The sequence below is a fragment of the Streptomyces sp. Act143 genome (assembly GCF_003143935.1).
Taxonomy (GTDB): domain Bacteria; phylum Actinomycetota; class Actinomycetes; order Streptomycetales; family Streptomycetaceae; genus Streptomyces.
This window is the reverse complement of record NZ_QFRX01000001.1, coordinates 6,139,244-6,163,470: the sequence shown is the minus strand read 5'-3', so window position 1 is coordinate 6,163,470 and position 24,227 is coordinate 6,139,244. Positions and strand designations below refer to the sequence as shown.

23 protein-coding genes and 1 riboswitch are annotated in these 24,227 nt (G+C 72.1%); of the genes, 10 read left to right on the top strand and 13 right to left on the bottom strand.

The features are described from left to right. Positions 1-118 precede the first annotated feature (118 nt). Both DI272_RS28140 and DI272_RS28135 read right to left on the bottom strand, forming a co-directional pair. A complete protein-coding gene (locus tag DI272_RS28140; RefSeq protein WP_109498014.1) occupies positions 119-1,210 on the bottom strand; it encodes a decaprenyl-phosphate phosphoribosyltransferase in 1,092 nt (363 codons plus the stop codon). Continuing rightward, positions 1,203-1,811, bottom strand: coding sequence for a phosphatase PAP2 family protein (locus tag DI272_RS28135; RefSeq protein ID WP_181387334.1), 609 nt, complete (start codon positions 1,809-1,811; stop codon positions 1,203-1,205). Before DI272_RS28135 ends, DI272_RS28140 begins: the two co-directional genes overlap by 8 nt. Positions 1,812-1,954: 143 nt before the next feature. Between DI272_RS28135 and DI272_RS28130 the strand changes: the two genes are divergently transcribed. Both DI272_RS28130 and DI272_RS28125 read left to right on the top strand, forming a co-directional pair. Further along, on the top strand, positions 1,955-3,304 hold the full coding sequence (locus DI272_RS28130; RefSeq protein ID WP_109498013.1) for an FAD-binding oxidoreductase: 1,350 nt from the start codon (positions 1,955-1,957) through the stop codon (positions 3,302-3,304). Between the two features lie 33 nt (positions 3,305-3,337). After that, positions 3,338-4,093 carry a decaprenylphospho-beta-D-erythro-pentofuranosid-2-ulose 2-reductase gene (locus tag DI272_RS28125; RefSeq protein WP_109498012.1) on the top strand — a complete coding sequence of 252 codons (756 nt, stop codon included), beginning with the start codon at positions 3,338-3,340 and terminating at the stop codon, positions 4,091-4,093. 171 nt (positions 4,094-4,264) lie between these two features. Here DI272_RS28125 and DI272_RS28120 read toward each other — a convergent pair whose 3' ends face one another. Together DI272_RS28120 and trpS are read right to left on the bottom strand one after the other, a co-directional pair. Further along, the gene (locus tag DI272_RS28120; RefSeq protein ID WP_109498011.1) at positions 4,265-4,849 is read right to left on the bottom strand and encodes a 2'-5' RNA ligase family protein; all 585 of its coding nucleotides are present in this window, start codon (positions 4,847-4,849) and stop codon (positions 4,265-4,267) included. A gap of 187 nt (positions 4,850-5,036) precedes the next feature. After that, the gene (gene trpS, locus DI272_RS28115) at positions 5,037-6,050 is read right to left on the bottom strand and encodes a tryptophan--tRNA ligase (RefSeq protein ID WP_109501071.1); all 1,014 of its coding nucleotides are present in this window, start codon (positions 6,048-6,050) and stop codon (positions 5,037-5,039) included. 89 nt (positions 6,051-6,139) lie between these two features. On the opposite strand from trpS, the gene DI272_RS28110 reads away from it, so the two are divergent. From DI272_RS28110 to DI272_RS28100, 3 genes are all read left to right on the top strand, one after another. Beyond that, a complete protein-coding gene (locus tag DI272_RS28110; RefSeq protein ID WP_181387333.1) occupies positions 6,140-6,742 on the top strand; it encodes an RNA polymerase sigma factor in 603 nt (200 codons plus the stop codon). Next, positions 6,729-7,784 carry a hypothetical protein gene (locus DI272_RS28105; RefSeq protein ID WP_109498009.1) on the top strand — a complete coding sequence of 352 codons (1,056 nt, stop codon included), beginning with the start codon at positions 6,729-6,731 and terminating at the stop codon, positions 7,782-7,784. Before DI272_RS28110 ends, DI272_RS28105 begins: the two co-directional genes overlap by 14 nt. 148 nt (positions 7,785-7,932) lie before the next feature. Beyond that, complete coding sequence (locus DI272_RS28100; protein ID WP_258314702.1) at positions 7,933-8,634, top strand: hypothetical protein; 702 nt, start codon at positions 7,933-7,935, stop codon at positions 8,632-8,634. Positions 8,635-8,700: 66 nt separating this feature from the next. Here the strand turns inward: DI272_RS28100 and DI272_RS28095 are convergent, their stop codons facing one another. Next, a complete protein-coding gene (locus tag DI272_RS28095; protein WP_109498007.1) occupies positions 8,701-10,152 on the bottom strand; it encodes a glycine hydroxymethyltransferase in 1,452 nt (483 codons plus the stop codon). A 43-nt stretch (positions 10,153-10,195) separates the two neighbouring features. After that, a riboswitch (ZMP/ZTP riboswitch) is annotated at positions 10,196-10,285 on the bottom strand. A 92-nt stretch (positions 10,286-10,377) separates the two neighbouring features. Here DI272_RS28095 and rocD point away from each other — a divergent pair. After that, positions 10,378-11,580: an ornithine--oxo-acid transaminase gene (gene rocD / locus DI272_RS28090; RefSeq protein ID WP_258314701.1), complete on the top strand. Its 1,203-nt coding sequence runs from the start codon at positions 10,378-10,380 to the stop codon at positions 11,578-11,580. 4 nt (positions 11,581-11,584) lie between these two features. On the opposite strand, the gene DI272_RS28085 is transcribed toward rocD, so the two are convergent. From DI272_RS28085 to DI272_RS28075, 3 genes are read right to left on the bottom strand one after another with little or no spacing between them, the layout of a single operon-like run. Further along, positions 11,585-12,397 carry a class I SAM-dependent methyltransferase gene (locus DI272_RS28085; protein ID WP_109498005.1) on the bottom strand — a complete coding sequence of 271 codons (813 nt, stop codon included), beginning with the start codon at positions 12,395-12,397 and terminating at the stop codon, positions 11,585-11,587. Between the two features lie 44 nt (positions 12,398-12,441). Beyond that, a complete protein-coding gene (locus DI272_RS28080; RefSeq protein ID WP_109498004.1) occupies positions 12,442-13,635 on the bottom strand; it encodes a glutathionylspermidine synthase family protein in 1,194 nt (397 codons plus the stop codon). A gap of 34 nt (positions 13,636-13,669) precedes the next feature. After that, complete coding sequence (locus DI272_RS28075; RefSeq protein WP_109498003.1) at positions 13,670-14,032, bottom strand: hypothetical protein; 363 nt, start codon at positions 14,030-14,032, stop codon at positions 13,670-13,672. 123 nt (positions 14,033-14,155) lie between these two features. Here DI272_RS28075 and DI272_RS28070 point away from each other — a divergent pair, with 123 nt between their 5' ends. Beyond that, the gene (locus DI272_RS28070) at positions 14,156-14,983 is read left to right on the top strand and encodes a hypothetical protein (RefSeq protein WP_109498002.1); all 828 of its coding nucleotides are present in this window, start codon (positions 14,156-14,158) and stop codon (positions 14,981-14,983) included. Between the two features lie 157 nt (positions 14,984-15,140). Here the strand turns inward: DI272_RS28070 and DI272_RS28065 are convergent, their stop codons facing one another. Continuing rightward, entirely contained in the window at positions 15,141-16,751 is a 1,611-nt protein-coding gene (locus tag DI272_RS28065; protein ID WP_109498001.1) for a PLP-dependent aminotransferase family protein, read from the bottom strand. Positions 16,752-16,798: 47 nt separating this feature from the next. Between DI272_RS28065 and DI272_RS28055 the strand changes: the two genes are divergently transcribed. From DI272_RS28055 to DI272_RS28045, 3 genes are read left to right on the top strand one after another with little or no spacing between them, the layout of a single operon-like run. Further along, positions 16,799-17,380 carry a carboxymuconolactone decarboxylase family protein gene (locus tag DI272_RS28055; protein ID WP_258314700.1) on the top strand — a complete coding sequence of 194 codons (582 nt, stop codon included), beginning with the start codon at positions 16,799-16,801 and terminating at the stop codon, positions 17,378-17,380. Continuing rightward, the gene (locus tag DI272_RS28050) at positions 17,377-17,823 is read left to right on the top strand and encodes a carboxymuconolactone decarboxylase family protein (RefSeq protein ID WP_109498000.1); all 447 of its coding nucleotides are present in this window, start codon (positions 17,377-17,379) and stop codon (positions 17,821-17,823) included. Before DI272_RS28055 ends, DI272_RS28050 begins: the two co-directional genes overlap by 4 nt. 20 nt (positions 17,824-17,843) lie before the next feature. Beyond that, positions 17,844-18,560 carry an isocitrate lyase/phosphoenolpyruvate mutase family protein gene (locus DI272_RS28045; protein ID WP_109497999.1) on the top strand — a complete coding sequence of 239 codons (717 nt, stop codon included), beginning with the start codon at positions 17,844-17,846 and terminating at the stop codon, positions 18,558-18,560. A gap of 6 nt (positions 18,561-18,566) precedes the next feature. Here the strand turns inward: DI272_RS28045 and DI272_RS28040 are convergent, their stop codons facing one another. From DI272_RS28040 to DI272_RS28025, 4 genes are read right to left on the bottom strand one after another with little or no spacing between them, the layout of a single operon-like run. Beyond that, on the bottom strand, positions 18,567-19,526 hold the full coding sequence (locus DI272_RS28040; protein WP_109497998.1) for an ABC transporter substrate-binding protein: 960 nt from the start codon (positions 19,524-19,526) through the stop codon (positions 18,567-18,569). Between the two features lies 1 nt (position 19,527). Next, on the bottom strand, positions 19,528-21,495 hold the full coding sequence (locus DI272_RS28035) for a proline/glycine betaine ABC transporter permease (RefSeq protein WP_109497997.1): 1,968 nt from the start codon (positions 21,493-21,495) through the stop codon (positions 19,528-19,530). Beyond that, positions 21,495-22,658 (bottom strand): glycine betaine/L-proline ABC transporter ATP-binding protein, encoded by a 1,164-nt coding sequence (locus DI272_RS28030; protein ID WP_109497996.1) that lies wholly within the window; start codon positions 22,656-22,658, stop codon positions 21,495-21,497. The genes DI272_RS28035 and DI272_RS28030 overlap by 1 nt, the downstream gene beginning before the upstream one ends. Then, positions 22,655-24,184, bottom strand: coding sequence for a GMC family oxidoreductase (locus DI272_RS28025; RefSeq protein WP_109497995.1), 1,530 nt, complete (start codon positions 24,182-24,184; stop codon positions 22,655-22,657). Before DI272_RS28025 ends, DI272_RS28030 begins: the two co-directional genes overlap by 4 nt. Between the last annotated feature and the right edge of the window lie 43 nt (positions 24,185-24,227).

The window sequence follows — 24,227 nt, the reverse complement described above, 5'->3', positions numbered from 1 at the left end:
GGTGAGGGGGGTCGGTGTGCGGGAACGGTGAGGGGGGTCGGTGAGGTGAGCTCAAGGCCGGTGGGCGTGTTTCCACTTGAGCGGCCTGGGAGTTGTCCGTGCGGGGTTGCCGGCCGGCCTAGCAATGCGCCACCGCCAGCCCGTACATCGCCAGCCACACCAGGCCGATGAGCGCGAGCGCGCGGTCGCCCAGGACGACCTCCTCCGGCTCGCCCGCGGTGCCGCGGTCGGCGAAGACGGCGTACCTCAGGACCGCGAGGATGAACGCCACGACGGACAGCTGGCGCCAGGGCAGCAGGCCGGTGTCCGCGGCGGCGGCGAGCGCGGCGCCCGTCGTTCCGGCGGCGGCCCCTTCGTCCTGCAGGGCCCACAGGCAGTACCCGAGGACGGCGACCCCGGCCGCTAGCTGCCAGACGAAGCGCAGGTAACCCGTCGTGTACTCGGTGAGCAACGCGCGCGTGGCGCCCGCTGTGCCCGCCATCTGCACGGCTTCGGAATAGCGCTTGGCCGCCACCATGAACAGCGCCCCGAAGCCGGTCGTGATCAGGAACCAGCGCGACAGCGGAATCCCGAGGGCGAGCCCGCCGACCATCGCCCGCATCAGGAACCCGGTCGTCACGACGACGAGGTCGACGACCAGGACGTGCTTGAGGCTGACGCAGTAGGCCAGTTGCATGCCCAGATACGCGGTGAGCAGGGCCGGGACGAGGGGCGGGGTGAGCCAGCAGGCGAGGCTGAGCGCCAGGACTGCGAGGACGCCTCCGGCTCCGTACGCGACGGGCACGGGCACCTGTCCGGCGGCCACCGGGCGGTGTCGCTTGGTGGGGTGGGCGCGGTCGGCGTCGGCGTCGCGGGCGTCGTTGATCAGGTAGACGGCGGCGGCGCAGGCCGTGAACAGCGCGAAGACCAGCGCGAGTCGGGTGAGGGCGTGCCAGGCGAAGAGCCGGCCGGCGGCCGCGGGGGCGGCGACGACGAGGACGTTCTTGACCCACTGCTTGGGACGGGCGGTCTTGAGCAGGCCGCCGAGGACGGAGCGGGGGCGGGGTGGTGCGGGGGGTCTTGGGGGCGTGCGCTGGGCATGGAGCGCCGGGGTGGTGGGGTGCGCGCCGTCGGGGCGCTCGGTGTGGGCAGGCGCGGTGCCGGGGCGCCCGGCGTGGGGGTGCGCGCCGTCAGGATGTCCGTTGTCGGTGAGGGGCGCTGCCTCAGTCACGCGCGCCTCCCCGCATCCAGCGCGCCCCGAAGCGCGCCGTGAGCGCCCCCAGGGCCGCGCCCGCCGCGACGTCCGAGGGGTAGTGGACGCCGACGACCAGGCGCGAGAGACACATCGCGGTGGCGAGGGGCGGAATGAGGCGCGCGCCGTGTCGTGAGCGCCCCGCAGGTGTCCCGCACGCCCCGCGCGCCTCCCACGCCCCGCGCATCCCGTACGACCCCAGCGCGCCGAAGGCGACCGCGGCGGCCGCGGCGGAGGTCGCGTGCGAACTCGGGAAGGAGTAGCGACCGGCGGTGCGTACGAGGGGTTCGACGTGCGCGGGGCGTGGGCGTCGCACCACCCTCTTCACGCCCATGCTGACGACGTGCGCGCCCGCGGTGAGCGCCGTTCCGCGCAACCAGGCGCCGCGCCGCGCGCCGTCCACGGCGGCTCCCGCGAGGCCCACCGCGAGCCACAGAGCCGCGTGCTCGCCGGCCCGGGACAGGGCGCGCGCGGCACCACCTACGCGCGGATCGGCACCGTACGCCCTGAACGCCGAAAGGATTCGGCGGTCCATGCCATGACGAGTGTCGAGGGCGCCGGGATCGTCGAATGGGTCCATGTGAACTCACTGTTCACGTCGGCATCGCCCGAACTCCGGCAATATTGAGCGACATCCCATTAATCACCCATTTCGGGGAGGGGATCGATGACCCGGAATGTTTGGAAACAAATCACCCGCTTCGGGGCGATACGGTCGCCGACATGTCTGCCGAGACCGTTTCCGTCACGGGATGGGGCCGTACGGCACCCACCGCGGCCCGCCTGATCCGCCCGAGGACGTACGAGGAGGCCGCGGCCGCGGTCCGGGGCTGCGGAGCCCGCGGAGGCATCCCCAGGGGCCTCGGACGGGCGTACGGCGACGCGGCGCAGAACGCGGGCGGCGCGGTCCTCGACATGACCGCCCTGGACCGCGTCCACGTCATCGACGCCGGCAACGGCATCGTGCTGTGCGACGCGGGCGTCTCCCTGCACCGGCTGATGCAGGTCCTGCTGCCGCTCGGCTGGTTCGTCCCGGTGACCCCCGGCACGCGCCACGTCACGGTGGGCGGGGCGATCGGCGCCGACATCCACGGCAAGAACCACCACGTCTCCGGCTCCTTCTCCCGGCACGTGCTGTCGTTCGAACTCCTCACCGCCGACGGCGAGATCCGCACGGTGAGCCGCGGCACGCCCCTGTTCGACGCGACCACCGGCGGCATGGGCCTGAGCGGCGTGATCCTGACCGCGACGGTGCAGCTCCAGCCCGTGCGGACCTCGCTGATGTCGGTCGACACCGAACGCGCGCGTGACCTCGACGACCTGATGGCCCGGCTGTCCGCCACCGACCACCACTACCGCTACTCGGTCGCCTGGATCGACCTGCTGGCGCGCGGCGCGGCCACCGGCCGCGCGGTGCTCACGCGCGGCGACCACGCGCCCCTCGAAGCCCTGGGCACCCGCGCGCGCAGGGACGCGCTGGCGTTCCGGCCCTCCCAGCTCCCGGCTCCGCCCGCCGTCCTCCCGGAGGGGCTGCTGAGCCGCCGTACCGTCGGCTGGTTCAACGAACTCTGGTACCGCAAGGCTCCACGCGCGCGTACCGGCCGGCTTCAGACGATCGCCGCCTTCTTCCACCCCTTGGACGGGGTCCCGCACTGGAACCGGATCTACGGGCGCGGCGGCTTGGTGCAGTACCAGTTCGTCGTCCCGTACGGCCGGGAGGACACCCTGCGCCGGATCGTGCGCCGCCTCTCGGAGCGCCGCTGTCCGTCCTTCCTGGCCGTCCTCAAGCGGTTCGGGGACGGCGACCCGGGCTGGCTCTCCTTCCCGCTGCCCGGCTGGACCCTGGCGCTGGACATCCCGGCGGGTCTGCCCGGCCTCGGTGTCCTCCTCGACGAACTCGACGAGGAGGTGGCCGCGGCCGGAGGCCGCGTCTACCTCGCCAAGGACTCCCGGCTGCGCCCCGAACTGCTCGCCGCGATGTACCCGCGCCTCGACGACTTCCGCGCCCTGCGTGCGGAACTGGACCCGCGCGGGGTGTTCGTCTCGGACCTGTCCCGCCGTCTCGGCCTCTGAAAACGCCCCCCTCGACCCATTGGAGCCCCTGCCGTGAAGGACGCCTTCGGCCTCCCCCAGTCCCTGCTCGTCCTCGGCGGCACCTCCGAGATCGCGCTGGCCACCGCCCGCCGTCTCGTCGCCCGCCGCACCCGCACGGTGTGGCTGGCCGGGCGCCCCTCGCCCGCGCTGGAGCGGTCCGCGGCCGACCTGCGCGCGCTGGGGGCGGACGTGCACACCGTCGCCTTCGACGCGCTCGACCCCGAGTCCCATGAGGCGGTGCTCGGCAAGGTCTTCGCCGAGGGCGACATCGACATGGTGCTGCTGGCCTTCGGCATCATCGGCGACCAGGCGCACGACGAGCGAGAACCGCTCGACGCGGTGCGGGTCGCGCAGACCAACTACACGGGGGCGGTGTCGGCGGGGCTGGTCTCCGCGCGCGCGTTGCAGACCCAGGGCCACGGCTCCCTGGTGGTCCTCTCCTCGGTCGCCGGCGAACGCGCGCGCCGCGCCAACTTCATCTACGGCTCCAGCAAGGCCGGCCTCGACGCCTTCGCCCAGGGCCTCGGCGACGCCCTGCACGGGACCGGCGTGCACGTCATGGTCGTACGCCCCGGGTTCGTGCGCACGAAGATGACCGCCGGGCTGCCTGAGGCCCCGCTCGCGACGACGCCTGAGGAGGTCGCGACGGCCGTCGAGCTGGGCCTCAGGCGCCGTTCGGAGACGGTGTGGGTGCCCGGGGTGCTCCGGTGGGTGATGTCGGCCCTGCGGCACGTACCGCGCGAGGCGTTCCGGCGGCTGCCGATCTAGCGGCCGTCAGGGCGGCGAGCGACCCCCAGGGGCAGAGTTGACTGCTCGTGGAAGAGGATCTCAGGACGCCTGCGGGGACGGGATCTCGGGCTCTGAGCCGTGCCGGACTCACAGAGCCCGTGCCGGACTCACAGACGCCGTCCCGTCCTCCGTCGTCCCGGCGCGGCCCGGTCAGTGGGCGTTCGTGCCCTGTTCCACGGCGGCGGAGGAGCCCTGCGGCGGCACCACGGCGGCCCCGCCGAAGGCGTACTCGCGCAGCTTGCGCCACACGCCGTCCGCGCCCTGCTCGTAGAGGGCGAAGCCGGTGCAGGGCCACTGGGCCTCGTAGTCGGCGAGTTCCTCGTACGCGCGGTCCATGGCCGCCTCGTCGATGCCGTGGGCGACCGTGACGTGCGGGTGGTACGGGAACTGGAGTTCGCGGGCGACGGGGCCGGAGGCGTCGCGGACCTGCTTCTGGAGCCACGCGCACGCCTCGGCGCCCTCGGCGACCTGCACGAACACCACCGGGGACAGCGGCCGGAAGGTTCCGGTGCCGGACAGCCGCATCGCGAACGCTCGGCCGGAGGCGGCGACCTCGGTGAGGTGCGCCTCGATGGCGGGCAGCGCGTCCTCCTCGACCTCCGTCGGGGGCAGCAGGGTGACATGCGTGGGGATGCCGTGAGCCGCGGCGTCGCCGAAGCCCGCGCGCAGCTGCTGGAGCTGGCTGCCGTGAGGCTCCGGGACCGCGATCGACACGCCGATCGTTACGGTCCCCACGTCGTCTCCTGTCTTCCCTCTCGGGTGTCGGGGGACTCCCCCATGTCGGGTTCGTCCCTGCCGTCCGGCTATCGACTGTACGGCCACGCCTGTGTTGTGGGCAGGCGCAACCGTAGTGATGTGCAGCGCTCTGTCCAGTGGTACGTCTGTGCGGTTTCCTGTGCGGTGGTACGCGTGCGTGCTCGGCTCAGTGCTTGGCGGGCAGGAAGCCGACCCGGTCGTAGGCCTGGGCCAGCGTCTCCGCCGCGACGGCACGCGCCTTCTCCGCACCCTTGGCCAGGATCGAGTCCAGCGTCTCCGGGTCGTCCAGATACTGCTGGGTGCGCTCCCGGAACGGCGTCACGAACTCGACCATGACCTCGGCGAGGTCCGTCTTGAGCGCACCGTAGCCCTTGCCGTCGTACTTCTGCTCCAGTTCCGCGATTCCCGTGCCCGTGAGGGTCGAGTAGATGGTGAGCAGGTTGCTGACGCCCGGCTTGTTCTCGGCGTCGTAGCGGATGACGGTGTCGGTGTCGGTGACCGCGCTCTTGACCTTCTTGGCGGTGGTCTTCGGGTCGTCGAGGAGGTTGATGAGGCCCTTCGGCGTGGACGCCGACTTGCTCATCTTGATCGACGGGTCCTGAAGGTCGTAGATCTTCGCCGTCTCCTTGAGGATGTACGGCTTCGGAAGGGTGAAGGTCTCGCCGAAGCGGCCGTTGAAGCGCGTGGCGAGGTCACGGGTGAGCTCGATGTGCTGGCGCTGGTCCTCGCCGACGGGGACCTCGTTGGCCTGGTACAGCAGGATGTCCGCGACCTGGAGGATCGGGTACGTGAAGAGACCGACGCTGGCGCGGTCGGCGCCCTGCCTGGCGGACTTGTCCTTGAACTGGGTCATGCGGGAGGCCTCGCCGAAGCCGGTGAGGCAGTTGAAGACCCAGGCGAGCTGCGCGTGCTCGGGGACATGGCTCTGGACGAAGAGCGTGCAGCGCTCCGGGTCGAGGCCCGCCGCGAGGAGCTGGGCGGCGGCCAGGCGGGTGTTGGCCCGCAGGTCCGCCGGGTCCTGCGGGAGCGTGATCGCGTGCAGGTCGACGACCATGTAGAACGCGTCGTGGGACTCCTGCAGGGCCACCCACTGACGGACGGCGCCGAGGTAGTTGCCGAGGTGGAACGAGCCCGCGGTGGGCTGGATTCCGGAGAGCACGCGAGGACTGTCAGAGGCCATGCTCACCATTCTCTCAGGTGTCGGGGTGCGATCCGGAACTGGTCGGAAACAGATGGGAACCGATCCGTCTCCTGCGGTGTAACAAGGGTGTGAGAACGCGGGAGGGGGGCCGCATCGTCGATGAGGCCGCGGTGATCGCACGCGTACGCGCCGGGGAGCCGGAGGCGTATGCGGAGCTGGTGCGCGCCCACACGGGCATCGCGCTCCGGGCGGCCGCGGCACTCGGGGCGGGTGCGGACGCGGAGGACGTGGTGCAGCAGGCCTTCGTCAAGGCGTACTGCGCGCTGGGCAGGTTCAAGGACGGCGCGTCGTTCCGGCCGTGGCTGCTGTCGATCGTCGCCAATGAGACGAGGAACACAGTGCGGACGGCGGCCCGGCAGCGCACGCTCGCCGGCCGCGAGGCGGCCTTCGTGGAGGCGGAGCCGCTGATACCGGAATCGGCGGACCCGGCGGTCGCGGCGCTGGAGATAGAGCGCCGCGCCGCGCTCCAGTCCGCTCTGGAGAAACTGAGCGAGGAGCACCGCCTGGTCGTCACGTACCGCTATCTGCTGGAGATGGACGAGTCGGAGACGGCCCAGGCCCTGGGCTGGCCCCGGGGGACGGTGAAGTCGCGGCTCAACCGCGCCCTGCGGAAACTGGGCCGACTGCTGCCGGACGCCGAGCCTCGGGAAGGGGGTGATGAGCGTGAGTGAGGGACGGAAGGCCTACGACGGTGAGGGCGGCCGTGGCTCCGGGGGCGCCGGTGGGCGGGGCCCGCGCGGCCGTGGCGGGGAGCGGGGCCCGGGGCGGCGGAGGCGCGAGCAGGACGGCGGGCGTGCGGTCGATGCCGCCCGGCTGCCGGAGGAACTGCGGGCGCTGGGGCGGTCGCTGGATGCCGCCGAGGGCGCGGAGGGTTCCCTCGGTTCCGAGACCATGGTCGAGCGGGTGCTGGGGCAGATACTGGCCGAGCAGCTGCCGGTCCCGGTGGCCGAGCCCCGGGGCGCCCGGGAGCGGCTGCGAGCCGTCCGGCGCTGGACGCGGCTGCGGTGGCGGTCCCTGACCGCGACGCTGTGCGGTCTGCTGACGGTGCTCACGCTCACTCCGCCCGTGCGGGCCGCGGTCTACGACTGGTTCGACTTCGGCGGGGTCGAGGTGCGATACGACCCGTCGGCGGTGCCCTCGCCGGGGGCCGAGGTGCCCGGCTGCGGGCGGTCCGTGTCCTGGGCGCAGGCCGTGCGGCGGGCCGGGTTCGAGCCGCTGGTGCCGGACGCGCTCGGCACCCCGGACGCGGTGTCGGTGACCGAGGGGCCGTCCGGACGCGCGCTGGTCGGGCTGTGCTGGCGTGAGCGCGGCGGGACGGTCCGGCTGGACGAGTTCGCGGCGGGGCTGGACCTGGCCTTCACGAAGACCGTGCGCGAGCAGCCGGAGTGGATCTCGTTGAGCGGCGCCGAAGCGGGCGGCGCGAACGACATCGCCCTGTGGTTTCCCCGTCCCCACCTGCTGCGCTTCTGGCTGGTGGACGCGGACGGGGAGCGCTACCGCCACGAGGAGCGGACAGCCGGACCGACCTTGCTGTGGACCCGTGAGGCGGGTGTCGCGGAGGTGACGCTGCGGCTGGAGGGTGTGGAGTCGAAGGCGCGGGCGCTGGAGATCGCGAGGTCGCTCCCAGAACTGGTCGCGGAGTCGGGCACTGACTCGATCGCGGACTCGATCACTGACTCGCTCACGGGGTCCTCGGGGGCTCCCTCCGAATAGTGCGGGCGGGATGGGAACCCCGGCGGGCCGAGCGGTGTACCAGAAGTGACACACGGCTCGCGGGGACCGGGCGGGCCGTACGACATCGGCAGGTTGGGGGCTCGGGATGCGCAGGCGGGCTAGGAATCGGAGCGGCGGCGCTCGTCGGATGACGGCCGCGGCAGGGGTGTCGGCGGCGGCGATCGGACTCGCGCTCGTAAGTGCTGGATCGGCGGCGGCCGGCGGACCGACCAGCGTGCTGATCGTCTCGCCGGAGAGCGCGGAGACGGCGTCGCTGTACCACTCCGACAAGGAGTACGGCACGTTGGAGCGGCTGCTCGGCGAACCGGGCACCGGCACGGCGAGCAAGCCGCCGGAGGCCGACCTGGTCGCCGGCCCGCAGATCAACGTCACCTGGATGCTGCACGACGTGACGCCGTGGCGGGTCGACCGGGTCTACGCGGCGGGGAAGTCCGAGGCGGTCTGGATTCATACGGCGGCGAACCTGGACTCGTCGACGAACGGCACCTGGCACCGCGCTCAGCGGCCCGCCGTGCTCCGCGAGCTCCTGAAGGACCTGGGCGTGATGGGCAAGCCCACGGACGGCGACTACCCCGTGGAGTACCCACCGCCGTGGGACATGTACGGCACGGCCGCGGCGGCCCCGGAAGCGACGCGGAGCACCGACCCGGCGCTCGCGGCGGCCCCGGCTGACCGGGAGTCGGGGTCGGGTGACGGCACGGACTGGTGGTGGGCGCTGCCAGGACTCGCGGCCGGGGTCGGCGGGACGCTGCTGATACGCCGCGCGGCGGACCGACAGGAAGCCGGTCCGCCGCGGGAGGAGCCACGTCAGGAGCTCATCGATCTGTGATCGACCTCTGATCGGCCGACCGGTCTGCGTGAGTCACCGTTCTTTGACAACTCAACAGGGTGTTGATCAGCCCAGGTCGATCTCCGGGTACAGCGGGAAGCCCGCCACGAGGTCGGTCGCGCGGTGCGAGATCTCGTCGGCGACCTTGGCGTCCAGGACGTGCGCGGCCTTGGAGGGGGCACCCGACTTGGTGGTGCCCGGCTCCGCGGTGGTGAGGACGCGGTCGATGAGTCCGGCGACCTCGTCCATCTCGGCGGTGCCCAGGCCGCGGGTGGTCAGGGCGGGGGTGCCGATGCGGATGCCGGAGGTGTACCAGGCACCGTTGGGGTCGGCGGGGATCGCGTTGCGGTTGGTGACGATGCCGGACTCCAGGAGCGCGGCCTCGGCCTGGCGGCCGGTGAGGCCGTAGGAGGTGGCGACGTCGATCAGGTTGAGGTGGTTGTCGGTGCCGCCGGTCACCAGGGTCGCGCCGCGGCGCATGAGGCCCTCCGCCAGGGCCTGGGAGTTGTCGACGATGCGCTGGGCGTAGTCCTGGAAGGAGGGCTGCCGGGCCTCGGCCAGGGCCACCGCCTTCGCGGCCATGACGTGCGGGAGCGGGCCGCCGAGGACCATGGGGCAGCCGCGGTCGACCTGGTCCTTGAGGGAGTCGTCGCACAGGACCATGCCGCCGCGCGGGCCGCGCAGCGACTTGTGGGTGGTGGTGGTGACGATCTGGGCGTGCGGGACCGGGTCGAAGTCGCCGGTCAGCACCTTGCCCGCGACCAGGCCGGCGAAGTGCGCCATGTCCACCATGAGGGTCGCCCCGACCTCGTCGGCGATCTCGCGCATGATGCGGAAGTTCACCAGTCGCGGGTAGGCGGAGTAACCGGCCACGATGATGAGCGGCTTGAACTCGCGGGCGGACACCCGCAGCGCCTCGTAGTCGATCAGGCCGGTCGCCGGGTCGGTGCCGTAGGAGCGCTGGTCGAACATCTTGCCGGAGATGTTCGGGCGGAAGCCGTGGGTGAGGTGGCCGCCGGCGTCCAGGGACATGCCGAGCATGCGCTGGTTGCCGAAGGCCTGGCGGAGCTCGGCCCAGTCGGCGTCGGTGAGGTCGTTGACCTGGCGGGCGCCGGCCTTCTCCAGGAACGGGGCCTCGACACGGTCGGCGAGGACGGACCAGAACGCGACGAGGTTGGCGTCGATGCCGGAGTGCGGCTGAACGTAGGCGTGGCGGGCGCCGAAGAGCTCCTTGGCGTGCTCGGCGGCGAGGGACTCGACGGTGTCGACGTTGCGGCAGCCGGCGTAGAAGCGGCGGCCGACGGTGCCCTCGGCGTACTTGTCGCTGAACCAGTTGCCCATGGCCAGGAGAGTGGCCGGGGAGGCGTAGTTCTCAGATGCGATCAGCTTGAGCATCTCGCGCTGGTCGTGGACCTCTTGGCCGATGGCGTCGGCGACGCGCGGCTCGACGGCGCGGATCACGTCGAGGGCGGCGCGAAAGGCGGTGGACTCGCTGGAGAGGGGCTGCTGCTCTGACATGTCGTCGGCCTCCGGATGGCGTGGCGGTTGCGGTCACGATTCACGGTTCGGCCCAGGCGCACGGCACTCGGTCATTCACAGGCCGCTCCCCGATGGTCCGTCCCATCCCAGCGCGCCAGTCACGGCCTGCCGGTCAGCCTACCGGGCGCGTCGGACGACGGAGGGCCTGCGTCCACCATGCGAGCGACGATAGGAAGGGGACCACCCTCACCCCTGGGAGTGCTCGTGAACGCCGCGGAGAGGCTGATCGCGTCGGCCGAGGCCCACACCGCGCACAACTATGACCCGCTGCCCGTGGTCGTGGCCACGGCGGACGGAGCCTGGCTGACGGATGTGGAGGGGAGGCGGTATCTGGATCTGCTGGCGGGCTATTCGGCGCTCAACTTCGGCCACCTCAACCGGCGCCTCGTCGATGCGGCGAAGGCTCAGCTGGAGCGGGTGACGCTGACCAGCCGGGCGTTCCATCACGACCGGTTCGCCGCGTTCTGCTCCGAGCTGGCCGAGCTGTGCGGGATGGAGATGGTGCTGCCGATGAACACCGGCGCGGAGGCGGTGGAGACGGCGGTGAAGACCGCCCGGAAATGGGGGTACCGGGTCAAGGGCGTGCCCGCGGAGATGGCGAAGATCGTGGTGATGGGGAACAACTTCCACGGCCGTACGACGACGCTGATCAGTTTCTCCACGGACCCCGAGGCGCGGGCGGACTACGGTCCGTACACCCCCGGCTTCCAGATCGTGCCGTTCGGTGATCTGACGGCGATGCGCGCGGCGGTCACGGAGAACACGGTGGCCGTGCTGCTGGAGCCGATCCAGGGTGAGGCGGGGGTCCTGGTCCCGCCGACGGGCTATCTGCCGGCGGTACGGGAGCTGACACGCGAGCGGAATGTGCTGTTCATCGCGGACGAGATCCAGTCGGGACTGGGACGGACGGGACGGACGTTCGCCTGCGAGCACGAGAACGTGGTGCCCGATGTGTATGTGCTCGGCAAGGCACTGGGCGGTGGGATCGTGCCGGTGTCGGCGGTGGTGTCGAGCGCGGCGGTGCTGGGCGTGTTCCGGCCCGGCGAACACGGCTCGACGTTCGGCGGGAACCCGCTGGCCTGCGCGGTGGCCCTGGAGGTGATCGCCATGCTGCGGACCGGTGAGTACCAGGCACGATCCGCAGCACTGGGTGCCCATCTGCACCGTGAACTGGGCAAGTTGGCCGCCACCGGCCGCGTGACAGCGGTACGCGGCCGCGGCCTGTGGGCGGGTGTGGACATCGCCCCCGTTCACGGAACGGGTCGGCAGGTCTCGGAGAAGCTGATGCGCCGAGGCGTGCTCGTGAAGGACACCCACGGCCCGACGATCCGCATCGCCCCGCCCCTGGTGATCGGCGAGGAGGATCTGGACTGGGGGTTGGCTCAGCTGGCGGCGGTGCTCCCCTGAGCGGTCACGCCGCCTTCCGCCCCCAGGCGAGGACCATGAAGTTGGGGATGCAGGTGGTCCCTTGGTACTTCGTCAGGGTGATGACGTCCTCGATGTCCAGGTCGCTCACCTCGCCGGTGGCCAGGAGGTGGGGGCGCAGTGAGCGCAGGGTGAGGGGGAGGAAGGCCGCTGCGCCGCCGGTGATGACGGGGGCGTGGACCTGGGTGCCGACATCGGTCAGTCCGGCGTCCCGCAGGGCCTGGGGCAGACGGTGCCGGGTGCCGGGGGCCGTTCCGGCGGCGCCGAAGGCGGCGCGGAGGGCGCGGCCGAGGCGCTCGGCCGACTCGCTGTGACCGGGCAGACTGGAGTGGGCGGCCGGGAGCGTAGGACCGTCGATGTCGAAGTCCTCGACGAGCACCCAGCCGCCGGGGCGGGTCGCCGCGGCCAGCCGACGCAGCGCCTCGTCGCGGTCGGGGAGGTGCTCCACCACGGCTCGTGCGTGCACGAGGTCGAAGGCGGCGTCGGGGAGGTCGTCCTTGATGAGGTCGTGGGTGCGGATCTCCAGGTTGGACAGGCCGCGGCCATTGACGAAGCCGGTGTCCAGGTCGGTGGCCAGCACCCGGCCGACGGCGCCGACCTGTTTGGCCAACCAGCGCGCGATGCTGCCGGCACCGCAGCCCACCTCAAGGCAGTGCCAGCCTTCGGTGACTCCCAGTTCCGTCAGGCGGTGACGGCTCTGGCTGTCATGGATCTCCTCCAGCGCCAGCAGCCGCCCGTGCTCCTGCTCCCAGGAGGGGGCTGAGACGTATCCGCTCTCCATCGTGACCGTGTCGCCCACCGAATCATCCCTCTTCGTTGTCGTGGGGCGGTCATTGTGTCGCGTCAGAGGATCACGTGCGGCAGGAAGCGCGCGTATTCGTCGGTCACCAATCCGGCCGATTCACGGATGCCGAGACCCGCCGACTCGTCCTCGACGACCCAGGCGCCCAGCACGACACGGTTGCCGTCGAAGTCGGGCAGGGGCTCCAACGCCTGGTAGCAGCAGGCCTCTTCGCGCAGGACAGGCACGGTGTCCGCGGTGTGCGGTTCGTGGATGGTGACGCCGGCGCCCTCGCGGCCGAGCAGTGGTTTGGCCACGTAACCCGTCGTCGTCGCCAGGTCCCTCGGCCCGTCGAGGTAGGCGGGAAGGAGGTTCGGGTGGCCGGGGTAGAGCTCCCAGAGAATGGCCAGAAGTGCCTTGTTGCTCAAGAGCATCTTCCAGGCGGGTTCGATCCACAGAGTGGTGCCGGTGCCGCCGCCGTTGTCGAGAGTGTCGAGGACGTGGTCGGCGAAGCGGTCCGTCGTCAGCCACTCCCACGGATAGAGCTTGAAGCAGCTGCGGATGAAGCGGAGTTGCTGGTCGACGAAGCGGCCGGAGAGGCGGTCCCAGCCGATCTCCTCCATGGAGATCCAGGCGGTGTCGAGGCCGGCCTGCTCGGCGGTCTCCTGGAGGTAGGCGACCGTCATCAGATCCTCACCGAGTTCGTCGGCGGAGGAGTACGCGAAGTACAGCGGGCTGCCCGGCGGGAGCAGCGCGGCCTGCTTCTTCCAGGCGGCGACGAGGCGTTCGTGCAGGGAGTTCCACTGGTCGGCGCCGGGGAAGCGCTCCTCCATCCAGAACCACTGCGGGGAGGCGGCCTCGACGAGCGAGGTGGGGGTGTCGGCGTTGTACTCCAGCAGCTTGGCCGGGCCCGTGCCGTCGTAGCGGAGGTCGAACCGGCCGTAGACGGAGGGGAGTTCGGCGCGACGGCGCCAGGCCTCGGCGACCGCGTTCGCGACGCGCGGGTCGGTGATGCCGAGGTCGGCGAAGCGGCCCGCGGTGACGATGTGGTCCGCCGCCGCCAGACACATGCGGTGGAGTTCCTCGACCACCTCCTCCAGGGCCTCGATCTCCTCCAGGGAGAAGGCGTAGTAGGCGCTCTCGTCCCAGTAGGGGCGCAGGGAGTCGTCGGGGTAGCGGGTGAGCGGGTAGATCAGGCCCTGCGCCTCCACGGTCTGCTGCCAGCCGGGGCGGGGCTCGATGATGCGGCGTTCCATGTCGTCTCTCTGTGGCGTGTCCGTGCGTCCGCGCTCAGCCGCCGCCGCTGCCGCCGGAGCAGCCGAAGCCGCCGCGGTCCACGGCCTCACTCTTGCTGAAGGTGCCGTAGTCGGCGCGGCCGTTGCTGACGTCGGCGTCGTAGTACCAGGCGGCGTCGGTGCTCTTGCCGGTACCCGTCTTCTTCTTGCCGCCCTTGCCGGTGGAGGACGAGGAGCCCGAGCTGCCGGTGTTGCAGTTCCTGTCGGCGACGACCTTGTAGCCCTCGTAGGTGTAGCTGTCGCGGTCGACACAGCGGCGGTCGGGGTCGGAGCCGCAGGAGGTCAGTGCCGCCGCGACGACTCCCATGCCGCCGAGCACGACCGTACTGGAGCGCAGCCGCCGCCGAGTTTCCGCCATGTTCCCTGTCTCCCCGTGGTTCGTGGCCGTTGTCCGGCGGTCAGCCTAGAGATCGGTGAGAGTACCCGTGCAGGCACCCGTCCGTCTGCACCCCTCCCCTACAGTCGCTTTGTGCTCTTTGGGATGGTGTGTGCGCTCGGCGCGGCGGTCTGTTTCGGTACGGCGACGGTGTTGCAGGCGGTCGCGGCCCGGGCGGCGGGCGCAGCCGAGGGGGGTGGCGGGGAGGCGGCCCTCCTGCTGCGGGCGGTGCGGCAGTGGCGATATGTGGCCGGGCTGGGGCTGGACGGGCTGGGGTTCGTGCTGCAGATCGCGGCGCTGCGGTCGGTTCCGATCTACGCGGTCGGGGCGGCGCTGGCGTCGAGCCTCGCGGTGACGGCGGTGGTCGCGGCGCGGTTGCTGCGGGTGCGGTTGAGCGGGGTGGAGTGGGGAGCGGTGGGAGTGGTGTGTGCCGGGCTCGCAATGTTGGGGGTGGCGTCCGGGACGGAGGGGGATCTGGGCGGGCCGGCGGCGCTGAAGTGGGTGATGCTCGGGGCAGCGGTGGGGGTGCTGCTGCTCGGGCTCGGGGGTGGGCGGCTGTCCGGGCGGCGGCGGGGGTTGCTGCTCGGGCTCGGGGCGGGGCTCGGGTTCGGGGTGGTCGAGGTGGCGGTTCGGCTGATCGACTCGCTCGCTCCCTTGTCGCTCATCACTCATCCGGCGACGTATGCGCTGCTCGTCGGCGGGGGCGCGGCGTTTTTGTGCCTGACGTCGGCGTTGCAGCGGGGGTCGGTGACGACGGCGACCGCGGCGATGGTCATCGGGGAGACGGTCGGGCCCGCGCTGGTGGGTGTGGTGTGGCTCGGCGACCGTACGCGGGAGGGGTTGGAGTGGCTGGCGGTGTCGGGGTTCCTGGTGGCGGTGGTCGGCGCGCTGGGGCTGGCACGGTTCGGTGAGGCACCGCCGGAAACGGGGTGACTGGGGGCGCCGGCCACGGCACGGCAGAGCACGGACGGCGCCCGTCAACGGGCTCGCGCCCCCACCACGCCCGACCGCCCGTAACACCGCCCCGCCCACCTCGCGCCCGCAACACCACCGCACCCACCGCGCGAGCGCCCGACCACCTCCCCACCCGCTACGGCATCGCCCTGCACAGTGCCTCCAGTGCGCCCGTCCACGCGCTGTCCGACGGGTTGCCGTAGCCGACGACCACCGCGTCCAAGCCGTCGGGGCGGGCCTCGGGGTGGCGGAAGAAGGAGAGGCCGTGGAGGGCCACGCCCTGCCAGGCGGCGGACTGGACGACGGAGTGCTCGGTGCCCGGTGGGAGGCGCAGGACGGCGTGGAGGCCGGCGGCGATGCCGGTGATGTGGACGTCGGGGGCCTGAGCGGCGAGGGCGGTGAGCAGGGCGTCCCGGCGGCGGCGGTAGCGGAGGCGGGAGGCGCGGACATGACGGTCGTAGGCACCGGACGTGATGAACTCCGCCAGGGTCAGCTGGTCCAGGGCACTGGAAGTGTCCACCGTGCCCTTCGCCGCCGCGGTCTCCGCCGCCAGGGTCGAGGGCAGGACCATCCAGGCCAGGCGCAGTCCAGGGGCCAGGGCCTTGCTCGCTGTGCCGAGGTAGACGACGCGTTCGGGGTCCAGGCCCTGGAGGGCGCCGACGGGTTGGCGGTCGTAGCGGAACTCGCCGTCGTAGTCGTCCTCCAGGATCAGGCCGCCGGTGCGGCGTGCCCAGTCGACCACCGCGGTGCGACGGTCCCGGTGCAGCGGGAGGCCCATCGGGAACTGGTGGGCGGAGGTGAGGAGAACCGCGCCCGCGTCGCCCAGCCCCGCCGGATTCGTGCCGCGGTGGTCGTAGGGCAGGGGCGGGATGCGCAGGCCGGCTTGCGTCAGCTGGTTCCAGTGCGCGTCCAGGCCGTACGACTCCACGGCGACGGTGCCGACGCCGCGGGCCCGCAGGACGGTGCCGAGCAGGCGCAGCCCGTGGGCGATGCCCGAGCAGACCAGGATGCGGTCGGGGTCGGCGCGGACGCCGCGGGCGCGGGCGAGGTAGCCGGCGAGAGCGGTGCGGAGTTCGACGCGGCCGCGGGGGTCGCCGTAGCCGAAGGCGTGGTGCGGGGCCGCGAGGAGGGCGCGTCGGGCCGCCTTCAGCCACTCGGCGCGGGGGAAGGCGGCCAGGTCGGGGACGCCGGGGCGGAAGTCGTGGGCGGGTCGGCGCGGCTGGCGGGGGCCCGGGGACGGGAATGGGGCGGGGAAGGGGTGCGGAAACGGCGACGGCACTGTCCCTGCCTCCGCCCTCCCCCACTCCCCCGACGACGAGGAAGGCACCCCAGCCACCGCCCCCGGCACCGCCCCAGCCACCGCCCCGGCCTCTCCCCCAGCCGCCGCCCCAGCCACCGCCCCGGCCTCTCCCCCAGCCGCCGCCCCAGTCGCCCCTCCTGCCCCCATCCCCGTCGCCGCCCCTCCTGCCCCCATCCCCGTCGCCGCCCCTTCCGCCACCCTCGTGCCCGAGCCCTGCCGTGCGGTGAGCCAGCCCTCGGCGACCAGGTCGGCGTAGGCGTCGGCGACCGTGTTGCGGGCGATGCCCAGGTCGGCGGCGAGGCTGCGGGAGGAGGGGAGCCGTGTTCCCGGGGCCAGGCGGCCGGAGCGGACCGCTTGGCGCAGGGCGTCGGTCAGGCCCCGGCGCAGGTGCGGACCAGTGAGTTCCAGATGGAGATCGACGCCCAAAGTGGCCCATGATTTCGCCATGGAAATGGACCATACCCGTGGGCTGCCTCGAATCTAGGGTCGAGGGCATGACGACGCACATCCCCACCGACACCAGTGCCGGCAACGCGGCAAACACCGGCACCAGCACCAGCACCAGCACCAGCACCAGCACCGATAACGGCGGCACCGCCGTGCGCTACGCCCCCGAGCACACCCCCCGGCTGGCCTGGGCCGAGCAGGCCCCCGAGGTCTTCAAGGCGATGGTCCGGCTCGACGCCGCCGCCAGGAAGGGCCTCGACCCGAGGCTGCTGGAGCTCGTGAAGGTCCGCGCCTCGCAGATCAACCGCTGCGCGCTCTGCGTCGACATGCACAGCAAGGACGCCCTCGCGGCGGGCGAGAGCGTGGAGCGGATCGTCCAGCTCAGCGCGTGGGAGGAGTCGGAGCACTTCTACACCGAGCGGGAGCTCGCGGCGCTGGCGCTGACGGAGGCGGTGACCGTGCTCACCGACGGGTTCGTGCCGGATGCCGTGTACGAGCGGGCGGCTGCTCATTTCGAGGAGGCTGAGCTGGCGCAGCTGATCGCGGCGATCACGGTGATCAACGCGTGGAACCGGTTCGGGGTGACCTGCCGGCTCGTTCCCGGGCACTATCAGCCGGGGCACAAGTGAGCACGCGTACGCGGTTGTTGGACGCGCCGGTCGCGCAGGCCATGTCGGCGCTCAGTGCCGCCGCGAAGCGCGGGCTCGGGGACCCCGGGCTCGCCGAGCTCGTCGTGATCCGGGCCTCGCAGCTCAACCACTGCGCGTTCTGCCTCGACATGCATCTGCGTATCGCCCGCGAACACGGGGTGAGCGAGCGGCAGTTGGATCTGCTGGCCGCCTGGCAGGAGGCCGAGGGGGTCTTTGACGAGCGGGAGCGGGCCGCGCTCGCGTTGACGGAGGCGATGACCGTCCTGACGGACGGTTTCGTGCCGGACGCCGTGTACGAGACGGCGGCCAAGCACTTCGACGAGGCCCGGCTCACCCATCTGATCGGTCTGATCGTCGCCATCAACAACTGGAACCGGGTGATGGTGAGCCGCCGCATCCCGCCGGGGGGTTACACACCATGAGCGCCGGGAGGTCATCCGCGATGCGCAAGGTCGATGTCTTCCGTAGGCTCCATCGGCGTCCTGCCGCGGACGATCCGCTGGTGCTGCCGGGGCCCTGGGACGCGGCCAGTGCCCGGGTGTTCGCCGAGGCGGGCTGGCCCGCCCTCGCGACACCCAGCGCGGGGGTCGCCGCCTCGCTGGGCTACGAGGACGGGGAGACGCCGGCCGACGAGATGTTCGCTGCGATCACGCGGATCACCCGCGCGGTGGACGTACCGGTGTCCGCGGACGTCGAGGACGGGTACGGGCTGGCGCCGAAGGAGCTGGTGGAGCGGCTGCTGGAGGCGGGCGCCGTGGGCTGCAACCTCGAGGACTCCGACGGGGGTGTCCTCAAGGACCCGCACCGGCATGCGGAGTGGCTCGCCGAGGTGCGCTGCGCCGCCGGGGACGAGCTCTTCGTCAACGCCCGCGTCGACACGTTCCTGCGCGGGGTCGCCGATCCCGAACGGGCCATCGAGCGGGCCGCGTTGTACACCGCCGCGGGCGCCGATTGCGTGTATCCGATCGGCGCCCCGGCGGAGGTGCTGCCGCTGCTGCGTTCCGGGATCCACGGGCCGGTGAACGTGGTCGCGAGGGTCGGTGCGGGCCCCTCGCCCGCCGAACTCGGCGCACTCGGGGCCACTCGCGTCACGTTCGGGCCGGGTCTGCAACGGCGGACCAGCGCGATCCTCCATGAGCTGATGGAGGAACTGCGCTGAGTGGCGTCAGGCGAGCCAGGTCTTCCACGTGGCCTGGTGTTCCTCCACCCACTTCTTCGCCGCCGCCTCCGGCGTCAGTTTCTGGTCGGCGATCAGCAGGGAGACCTCGTTCTGGTCCTCGGTCGTCCACTTGAACTTCTTCAGGAAGGCCGCGGCCTTGCCGCCGGAGCGGGCGAAGTCGGAGTTGAGGTACTTCTCCAACGGGGTGTGCGGGTAGCCGCAGGCGACCTTCTCGGGGTCGGTGTCGCAGCCCTCCTTGTACGCGGGCAGTTTCACCTCGGTCATGGGGACCTTCTCGAACAGCCACTGGGGTGCGTACCAGTAGGTGAGGAAGGGCTTCTTCTCCTTGGCGAACTGCTTGATCTGGGTGATCTGCGCGGCCTCGGAGCCGGCGAAGACGACCTGGTAGTCCAGGTCGAGGTTGGTCACCAGCGCCTTGTCGTTGGTGACGTACGACGGTGAGCCGTCCATGAGCTGGCCCTTGCCGCCGCTCTCCGCGGTGCGCATCTGCCCGGCGTACTTGTTCAGGTTCTTCCAGTTCGTCACGTCGGGGTGCTGCTTGGCGAAGTACGTGGGGACGTACCAGCCGATGTGGCCGGTCACGCCCAGTTCGCCGCCGCGTGTGATGGTCTTCTTGTCGTCGACGTAACGCTGCTCCTGCTCGGGGTGGCCCCAGTCCTCCAGGATCGCGTCGACCCGGCCCTGGCTGAGCGCGTCCCAGGCGGGGACCTCGTCGACCTGCACGGTGTCGACGCGGTAGCCGAGCTCGTGCTCCAGGAGGTACTGGGCGACGGCCACGTTGGCCTGCGCGCCGACCCAGGACTGGACGGACAGGGTCACCGTCTTCGCGCCCTGGGCGTTGGCGAACGGCGAGGCCTGCTTGGTCATGTCGGCGGCGCCGCAGCCGGTGAGCAGCGCGAGCGAGGCGATCACGGCGGTCGTACAGACACGGGTACGGATACGCATGTCACGCTCCCTTCTTCGTACGGCGTTCCGTCGGCTGCGTCACCCGGTCGAGCATCAGGCCGAGGCAGACGATCGCGGCACCGGCCACCAGACCGGTCGCGAGGTCACCTTGGGCGAGGCCGAAGACGACGTCGTAGCCGAGAGCGCCACCGCCGACCAGGCCGCCGATGATGACGACGGCGAGGACCAGGACCACGCCCTGGTTCACGGCGAGCAGCAACGCGGGCCGGGCGAGCGGGAGTTGGACCTGTCGCAGCTGCTGCCAGGTGGTCGCGCCCAGGGAGTTCGAGGACTCCAGCGCCGCCGGGTCGACCTGGCGCAGGCCCTGGGTGGTGATGCGGACGACGGCGGGCAGCGCGTAGACGACGGCCGCGGCGACGGCGGGGGCGCGGCCCACGCCGAACAGGGCGACGACCGGGATCAGATAGACGAACTGCGGCATCGTCTGGAAGACGTCCAGGACGGGGCGCAGGGCCCGTTCGAGGCGGTCGCTGCGGGCCGCCGCGATGCCGGTCGCGAAGCCGATGACGAGGGTGACGGCGACGGCCGCCAGGACCTGGGAGAGGGTGTCGAGCGACGGCTTCCACACGCCCAGGACGCCGATCGCGGCCATGGCGAGGACCGCGGTGAGGGCGGTGCGCCAGGTGCCGATCAGCCAGGCGAGCGCGGCGACGAGGAGCAGCACGGACCACCAGGGCAGCCACAGGAGGCCGTCCCGGACCGGGTTCAGGACCCAGGTGGTGAAGTGGGCGGCCCAGTCGGCGGTGCCGCCGACGACGGGGACGCCGGAGTAGAGGTGGTCGGTCATCCAGTCGACGGCCCGGTTGACCGGCTCGGCGATCCCCACGGTCCAGGCGTCGGGCCAGTCGAGGCGGCCCATGAGACGTCCGGCGACGGCGACCGCGAGGGCGGCTACGAGGGCGTACGCCCATCCCGCGCGCCGTGTCCCCGAGGACTCCTCCGCTGACGACCCGGAGGACGTCGCGCCGCTGCCCGCGGCTCCGGTCACCCGGTCCAGCACGACGGCGAGCAGCACGATCGGGATGCCGGCCGCGAGGGCCGCGCCCACGTCGACGGAGGCGAGCGCCTGGTAGACGCGGTCGCCGAGCCCGCCGGCGCCGATGACGGACGCGATGACCGCCATCGACAGGGCCATCATGATCGTCTGGTTGAGGCCGAGGAGCAGTTCCTTGCGGGCCAGCGGGATGCGGGCGGTCAGCAGCCGCTGGCGGGCGGTCGCGCCGAGGGAGCGCACCGCCTCCAGCACCTCAGGGTCGGCGCCGCGCAGGCCCAGCGCGGTGAGGCGGGCCATGGGCGGGGCGGCGTAGACGACCGTGGCGAGGACGGCGGCGGGGACGCCCATGCCGAAGACGAGGACGACAGGGAGGAGGTAGGCGTAGGCCGGGAGCACCTGCATGGTGTCCAGGGCCGGGCGCAGGGCCCTGTCCAGGCGGTCGGAGAGTCCGGCGGCGAGCCCGAGCAGCGCGCCCACGACGACGGAGGCGGCGACCGCCACGACCATCAGGGCGAGGGTCTGCATGGTCGGCACCCACATGCCCAGCAGGCCGCAGGTGAGGAACGCCGCCGCTGTGCCGAGGGCGAGGCGCGGGCCCGCGACCCGCCAGGCGACGAGGGCGCTCAGGGCGGTCACGCCGGCCCAGCCCGCCGCCAGCAGCACCAGGTACACGGCGCGTACGCAGAGCACGATCGCGTTGCTGATGTGGCCGAAGAAGTAGAGGAAGAGGGGGTGGGTGTCGCGGTTGTCGACGATCCAGGTGCTGGCCCTGGTGAGCGGGTCGGAGAGGTCGATGGTCAGGGCGTTTGGCCATGCCCCGCCGGCCCAGCGGGCGTTCGCCAGCGGTACGAGGACGGCGGCGACCAGGGCGAGGACCGCGAGCTTGGCCGCGGCCCGGTGCCTCAGGATGCGGAGGATGTCGACGCGGGGGGTCGGTGCGGTGATCGTTGCCATCAGACGGGCTCCGCGTGGGTGTCGGCCGGGGGCGGGGTCGCTTGCCCGTGCTTGCGGGGCGCCTCCCCCGCACTCGGCGTCGGTCGAGCGGGGGAACCCCCGTCGCCCGCCTGTGCCGCGCCGGCGACGGGACCGCCCGGGGCGAGGCCGGCCACCACGTCCAGCAGCCCGTCCGCGTCCACCACCCCCACGCACCGGCCTCCGTCCACCACGCGCGCCGGCTCCCCCGCTCGTGCCACCGCCTCGATCGCTTCCGAGACCGTGGCGTCCGGGGCCACCGCCGGGCCGTGGCCCGCGTCCGCCCCCGGCACCGGCCGCATCGCCGTGCGTACCGTCAGCACCTGCTCCCGCGGCACGTCCCTGACGAACTCGCGGACGTAGTCGTCGGCCGGGGAGCCCACGATCTCCTCCGGGGTGCCCAGTTGGACGACGCGGCCGTCGCGCATCAGCGCGATGCGGTCGCCGAGCTTCAGGGCCTCGTTCAGGTCGTGCGTGATGAAGACCATGGTGCGGCCCTCCTCGCGGTGCAGTCGGACGACCTCCTCCTGCATGTCCCGGCGGATCAGCGGGTCGAGGGCGCTGAAGGGCTCGTCGAAGAGGAGGACCTCGGGGTCGACGGCCAGCGCCCGTGCCAGGCCGACGCGTTGACGCTGCCCGCCGGAGAGCTGGTCCGGCCTGCGCTGTTCCATGCCGTCCAGCCCGACCTTGGCGACGATCTCCGCCGCCCGGGCCCGCCGTTCGGCCTTGCCCACGCCCTGGATCTCCAGGCCGTACGCGACGTTGTCGAGGACCGTGCGGTGCGGCAGCAGGCCGAAGTGCTGGAAGACCATCGCGGCGCGGTGGCGGCGCAGTTCGCGCAGCCGGGAGCGGTCCATGGCGCGGACGTCCTCGCCGTCGATGACGATGGTGCCGGCCGTCGGCTCGATGAGCCGGGTCAGACAGCGCACCAGGGTGGACTTGCCGGAGCCGGACAGGCCCATGACCACGAAGACCTCGCCCTTGCGGACGTCGAAGGAGACGTCCCGGACGGCGGCGGTGCAGCCGGTGCGGGCGCGCAGTTCGGCGGGGTCGAGGGCGGCCAGTTCGGGGTCCGCGGGGACGCGGTCCGCCTTCGGGCCGAACACCTTCCAGAGGTTCTCGACGGAGAAGACCGGTGCGTTCATCGCGCACCACCCCCGATCAGGTCCACGGCCCGTTCCCCGACCATCAGCACCCCGATCATCGGGTTCACGGCGGTCATCGTCGGGAACACGGAGGCGTCGGCGACGCGGATGCCGTCGAGCCCGCGGATGCGCAACTCCGGGTCGACCACGGCGAGTTCGTCGTCCACGGCGCCCATCCGGCAGGTGCCCGCCGGGTGGTAGACGGTGTGGGCGACCTTGCGGGCGTACTCGCTGAGCTCCTCGTCGCCGGTCACGGACGGCCCGGGGCACACCTCGCGCTTCAGCCAGCCCGACAGCGGCTCGGTCCGCGCGATCTCGCGGGCGATGCGGATGCCGTCGACGAGGGTGCGGCCGTCGTAGTCGTCCTCGTCGGTGAAGTAGCGGAAGTCCAGGGCCGGTTTGACCGACGGGTCGGCGCTGGTCAGGTACAGGCGGCCGCGGCTCTTCGGCTTGGGGATGTTGGGGGTCATCGACACGCCGTGCGAGGGGCGTTCGTAGCCCAGCCGCTCGGGGTTGTCGGTGAAGGGGATTTGGTAGAAGTGGAACATCAGGTCCGGGCCCGGGTGTTCGGGGTCGCGGCGCACGAAGAGGCCGGCGTCGGAGTCCATCGCGGAGTTCTCCGGGATGGGGCCGTGGGTCTCCCAGACGATCACCGACTCGGGGTGGTCGAGGAGGTTCTCGCCGACGCCGGGCAGGTCGTGCGCGACGGGTATGCCGAGGGCCTCCAGGTCACGGGCGGGGCCGATGCCGGAGTGCAGCAGCAGCCGGGGCGAGTCGACAGCGCCCGCGCACAGCAGCACCTCGTTGCGGGCCCGTACGACGAACTCCTCGCCGTCGTCGGCGCGCACGTGGACGCCCCGCACGCGCGTGCCGTCCAGCTCCAGCCGGTGGGCCCAGGTCTCCAGCAGGATCGTCAGGTTGGGGCGTTCGTCCATCACCGGGTGCAGATACGCCACCGACGCGGAGGAGCGCTTGTTGTTCTCGGGGTGGTAGGCGAGGTCGAAGAAGCCGACTCCCTCGGTGAAGGGCTTCTTGTTGAAGCCCTCGACGCGCGGGACGCCCGTCGCCTTCTGCGCGGCGTCGACGAAGTCGCGGGCAATGGCGTTCCGGTCCTTCTCGTCGACGGGGACGATGTTGTTCAGCAGGCGCGCGTAGTAGGCCTCCATCGGCACCGCGCCCCACCCCTTGGCGCCCGCCGCCTCCCACTCGTCCCAGTCGGACGGCAGCGGCTTGAAGGAGATCAGGGTGTTGTGCGAGGAGCAGCCGCCCAGGACGCGGGCCCGGCTGTGCCGGATGTGGGAGTTGCCGCGGGGCTGCTCCACCGTCGGGTAGTCGTAGTCGAGGTCGCCGCCGAGCAGGCCCATCCAGCGGCGCAGGGTGAGGACGTCGTCGCGGCCGACGTCGCTGGGGCCGCCCTCGATGACGGCGACGGTGACGTCCGGGTTCTCGGTGAGGCGGGAGGCGATGACGGAACCTGCGGTGCCGCCGCCTATGACGACATAGTCGTACTCGTGCTCGTGGTGCATGGGGGTACTCCTGGGGTGGGGCCTGGGAGGTCGGGGGCTCAGC